Source organism: Nocardiopsis sp. NPDC058631, from assembly GCF_042716955.1.
Classification (GTDB): Bacteria; Actinomycetota; Actinomycetes; order Streptosporangiales; family Streptosporangiaceae; genus Nocardiopsis.
Genome location: NZ_JBHXQY010000181.1, coordinates 1 through 4,974, shown reverse-complemented (window position 1 = coordinate 4,974; position 4,974 = coordinate 1). Strand labels below are relative to the sequence as shown.

Below are 4,974 nucleotides of genomic sequence, written 5' to 3'. Positions count from 1 at the left end.
GAACCAAGAGAATCACGGCACCACCTCGTGGTGCCGGGCTCCGCGACGTCCGGTGCCGGGACCGACGGCGCGACCCGCCCCAGGGACGCTCCAATTCCCCTGGGACGGGACGCGGTCGGCCGTCCGGCGCCTCCGCGGACACGTCAATGCCCTGTGCTCGGGCCACTGCCCCGCGGACGGGCCTCTCCCGCAGGCGGGTCTACAGGCGTGTGGGATCCACCAGGCCGCTGCTCCCGCCGGCCGGAGGTGCCTCCCACGGGAAGCGGGTGGCGCCCAGGGCGGGCTTGAGGTCGAACAGCCACGCCGCCTTCTCGTCGTACTTGGCGAAGAAGGGACGACCCACCAGCTCGGGGTCGCGGGCCTGGATGAAGTGCAGGACGAAGACCTTCTCCCCCGCCACCTCCGCCACGCCGTCCACGCAGACCTTGCCCGGCGTCGCCGACATCGACGGTCCGCGGACCGTACGGGCCAGCCCGGACACCTTCGTGTAGGCGTCGCGGAAGATCTCGTAGGCCTCGGCCAGGGGAACCGCGAAGTAGTCCTGCGGACCCGTGTCGCGCTCCACGAACATGTAGTACGGGACCATCCCGTGACGCAGGTGGGTGCGCCACATGCTCTCCCACACGGCCGGGTCGTCGTTGATCGTGCGGATCAGCGGCGCCTGCGTGCGGATGACCGCCCCGGTCGAGCGGATGCGGCGGACCGCCTCCTGGACCAGTGCGGGCCGCATCTCGTTGGGGTGTGAGAAATGGGCCATGAACGCCAGGTTCTTGCCCGACTCGACCACCTTCTCGAACAGGCGGAGCGTGTCGTCGGCGTCCGGGTCGGTGGTGAAGCGCTGCGGCCAGTAGGCCAGTGCCTTCGTACCGATACGGATGGCCTCCAGGTGCTCGATCTCCAGCAGCGGCTCGATGTACCGGGAGATCACACCCTCGCCCATGATCATCGGGTCGCCACCGGTGAACAGCACGCTGGTGACCTCGGGATGCGTGCGGACGTAGTCGACCAGCTGGTCGATGTCGCTGGAGGCGAACTTCAGGTCCGCGTCGCCGACGAACTGGGCCCAGCGGAAGCAGTACGTGCAGTACGCGTGGCAGGTCTGCCCCTGTTTGGGGAAGAAGAGCACGGTCTCCTTGTACTTGTGCTGGACACCGGGGACGGGCTCCTCGTTGCCGACCTTCGGCACGTTGAGGTCCATCTGGCCCGCCGGGTGCGGGTTCAGGTTCGCCCGGATCTGGTTGGCCGCGTTGTTGAGCTCCTTGCGCGGGGCACCAGAGCGCAGCAGATCGGAGATCCTGGACACGTCGCCCGGGGGCAGCATGTCGGCCTGCGGGAAGACCAGCCGGTAGATCGGATCGTCCGGAGCGGCATCCCAGTCGATCAGCTCGTCGACGACATAGCTGTTGACGCGGAACGGCAGCACCGTGGCCACCGCCTGTACCGCGAGACGCTCGTCAGCTGCGAGACCGGCTCGCGCGGTGAGCTCGTCGAGGTGTTTCGTCGTGTAGGCACGAAACCGACGTCCGGCGGACGGGGACTGTGCCACGTCTGGCGTAACGCTCACGCTTCTCCTCTCCTGTGTGTGCGGGACCGCCCTGGAACTGAATCGGGCAGCCCTGATCCGGCGGCTCCGGTGTTCGGGTACACCGGTCGACCTCCGGGACGGGAATTCACTGTGGTTGTCGCGCGCGCCCGGAGCGTGATGAGGCTCCGAGCCAGCGAGCGGATATACCCCGAGTAGGGCTTTTGTACCCACCTCGACGTAAGTCCAGCCCTGACCTGGACATACGGGAAGTATCCTCGCATGAGTGGACGAACGGGCCTTACGGGATCACCCGCGGCGCGAACCGGTAGCGTGGCACCACACCCTCGCGCGGACCTGGCCCCCTCGTGCCTTCTGCTGCCCGCCGGACCACCGGGAACTGCGCGTACACAGGGCGAAACGCCCACCACGATCCGGGAGGGAAGCACCGAGTTGACTGGTACATCCGACGCGGAAGCGCCCACCGTTCCCCGGGCGTCGCCACCGATCATCGCCGTGGACGCCATGGGCGGCGACAACGCGCCCTCCGAGATCGTGAAGGGCGCCGTCATCGCCGTCCGCGAGCTCGGACTGCGCGTCCTCCTCGTGGGTCGGCGCACCGAGATCGCCGCCCTCCTCGCCGAGGAGGGGGCCCTGAGAGACATCCCCGTCGTCCACGCCGAGGACAACCTGGCGATGCACGAGGGCGCCCTCGCGAGCTGGCGCCGCCCCAGGTCCAGCGCGGCCGTCTCCTGCCGCCTCATCCGCCGCGGCGACGCCGACGCCCTCGTCTCCGCGGGGTCCACCGGCGGCATCGTCGCGACCTCCACCGTCCGCCTGCGCACCCAGCCCGGTGTGCTCCGCCCCGCCCTCGCCGTGACCCTTCCCACCGGTGAGACCCCGACGATCATGGTGGACGCCGGGGCCAACGCCGACGCCAAACCCGAGATGCTCGTCCAGTTCGCCCACCTCGGCTGCGCCTACGCCCAGACCGCCTTCGGCGTACGCCGCCCGCGCGTGGGTCTGCTGACCATCGGCTCCGAACCCGGCAAGGGCAACAAGCTCGTCCGCAGGGCCACCGAACTGCTGTCCGCGACGTCCGAGGGCTCCCAGGCCATGGACTTCCGCGGCAACATCGAGGGCCACGACCTCCTCGCCCGCAAGGTCGACGTGGTCGTCACCGACGGCCACACCGGCAACGTCGCGCTGAAGTCCGTGGAGGGGACCGCGGCCTTCGCCATGGACCTCGTCCGCGAGGCCCTCACCTCCACCACCGCCGCCAAGGCCGGGGCCTTCCTCCAGCGCAAGGCCCTTCGCGGCCTGCGCGAACGGCTCGACAGCGAGACCTACGGCGGTGCCGCCCTCCTCGGCCTCAACGGGACCGTCGTCATCGCCCACGGCGACAGCCGCGCCAAGGGCGTCGCCCGTGCCTGCCAGCTGGCGCACGACCTCGCCGGCGGCCGTATCGCCGAACAGATACGACGCAGGGTGCACCACCGGCCCCCCAACTGGCTCCACCGCCTGGCCCAGTCGGACGCCCCGCCCGCTTCCGCGCCCCCGTCCCCCCCGCCCCCGTCCGAGGGGCGCTGAGCGGGAGCCGGCCCGGCTTCGGTTCCCGCTGTCCGCGGCGTCACCCCGGAAGGGCGGGGACAGGGGGCACCGGTCGGTACGCTTAGGGGCATGGCCGACCCGCAGGAAGTACTCTCGCGACGGGTCCAGTCCGCCCTCGGCGCCGCCTTCGGCCCCGAGTTCGCCGACACCGACCCCGTCATCCGCCCGTCCCAGTTCGCCGACTACCAGGCGAACGCCGCCCTCGCGCTCGCCAAGCGCCTGGGCCGAAAGCCGCGTGAGGTCTCCGCGGCGATCATGGAGCACCTCGACGTGGCCGACGTCTGCCGCGACGTCGAGGTCAGCGGGCCGGGCTTCATCAACCTGACCCTGCGCGAGGACTGGATCGCCGGCCAGACCCGCCTGCTCCTTGAGGACCCGCGCCTGGGCGTCCCGGTGCAGGAACGCCTCAACATCCCCCTCGACTACTCCGCGCCCAACGTGGCCAAGGAGATGCACGTCGGGCACCTGCGCACGACCGTGGTCGGCGACTCGCTCGCCCGCACCCTGGAGTTCCTGGGCCACAACGTCATCCGGCAGAACCACATCGGTGACTGGGGCACCCCCTTCGGCATGCTCATCGAGCACCTGCTGGAGGTCGGTGAGGACTCCCCCGAGGCGGACCTGCTCACCACCGACCCCAACGGCTTCTACCAGGCGGCCCGCACGAAGTTCGACTCGTCAGGGCCCGGAGCGGACGAGTTCGCCGCCCGCGCGCGTCGCCGCGTCGTCTCCCTCCAGAGCGGCGACGAGGAGACCCTGCGCCTGTGGCGCAAGCTCGTCGGGCTGTCCGAGGTCTACTTCAACAAGGTGTACGCCAAGCTCGGGGTGACCCTCACCGACGACGACCTGGCCGGTGAGAGCAGCTACAACGCCATGCTCGCCGACGTGTGCCGGGAGCTGGAGGCCAAGGGCGTCGCGGAGGTCAGCGACGGCGCGCTCTGCGTGTTCCTGGAGGGATTCACCGGCCGCGAGGGCAGGCCCGTCCCCCTGATCGTCCGCAAGAGCGACGGCGGCTACGGCTACGCCACCACCGACCTGGCCACCGTCCGCTACCGCGTGGACGACCTCAAGGCCGACCGCATCCTCTACGTGGTCGGCGCCCCGCAGGCCATGCACTTCAAGATGGTGTGGGCGGCCGCGCGCGAGGCGGGGTGGCTGCCGGACGGCGTCGAGGTCACCCACGTGCAGATCGGCAACGTGCTCGGCAACGACGGCAAGATCCTGCGGACCCGCAGCGGCGCGCCCGTCCGCCTGATGGCGCTGCTGGACGAGGCGATCGAACGGGCCGCCGCCGTCGTCGCGGAGAACCGTCCCGACCTCGGGGCGCAGGAGCAGGCGGAGATCGCCCGCAAGGTCGGCATCGGCGCGGTGAAGTACGCGGACCTGTCGGTCTCGCACGACACCGAGTACACGTTCGACTTCGACCGGATGCTGGCCCTGACCGGGAACACCGGCCCCTACCTGCAGTACGCGCAGGCGCGGATCCGGTCCATCTTCCGCAAGGGCGGGCTCGACCTGTCGTCGCCCCGGGGCGAGATCACCGTCTCGGAGGGTGCGGAGCGCGACCTCGCGCTCAAGCTCCTGGAGTTCGGGGCCGTGGTGGAGCAGGTCGGCGACCTGCTCCAGCCGCACCGCCTGTCCGGGTACCTGTTCGAGCTGGCGCAGTCGCTCACCTCGTTCTACGAGCACTGCCCGGTGCTGACCGCGCCGACCGAGGCGGAGCGCGAGTCGCGCCTGGCCCTGGTGTCGGTGGCGTTCCGGGTCCTGGTCCAGGGTCTGGACCTGCTGGGTGTGGAGGCTCCCGAGCACATGTAGCGGCGGCGGACCGCACCGGTCCGGCG

3 protein-coding genes are annotated in these 4,974 nt (G+C 70.6%); 2 read left to right on the top strand and 1 reads right to left on the bottom strand.

Going from position 1 to position 4,974, the window contains the following annotated elements:
* Positions 1-199: 199 nt before the first annotated feature.
* Entirely contained in the window at positions 200-1,546 is a 1,347-nt protein-coding gene (locus ACFWTE_RS29650; RefSeq protein WP_378783237.1) for a KamA family radical SAM protein, read from the bottom strand.
* 429 nt (positions 1,547-1,975) lie between these two features.
* On the opposite strand from ACFWTE_RS29650, the gene plsX reads away from it, so the two are divergent.
* Both plsX and argS read left to right on the top strand, forming a co-directional pair.
* A complete protein-coding gene (gene plsX / locus ACFWTE_RS29645) occupies positions 1,976-3,112 on the top strand; it encodes a phosphate acyltransferase PlsX (protein WP_378783235.1) in 1,137 nt (378 codons plus the stop codon).
* A gap of 90 nt (positions 3,113-3,202) precedes the next feature.
* Entirely contained in the window at positions 3,203-4,948 is a 1,746-nt protein-coding gene (argS, locus tag ACFWTE_RS29640) for an arginine--tRNA ligase (RefSeq protein WP_378783234.1), read from the top strand.
* The last annotated feature ends 26 nt before the right edge of the window (positions 4,949-4,974 follow it).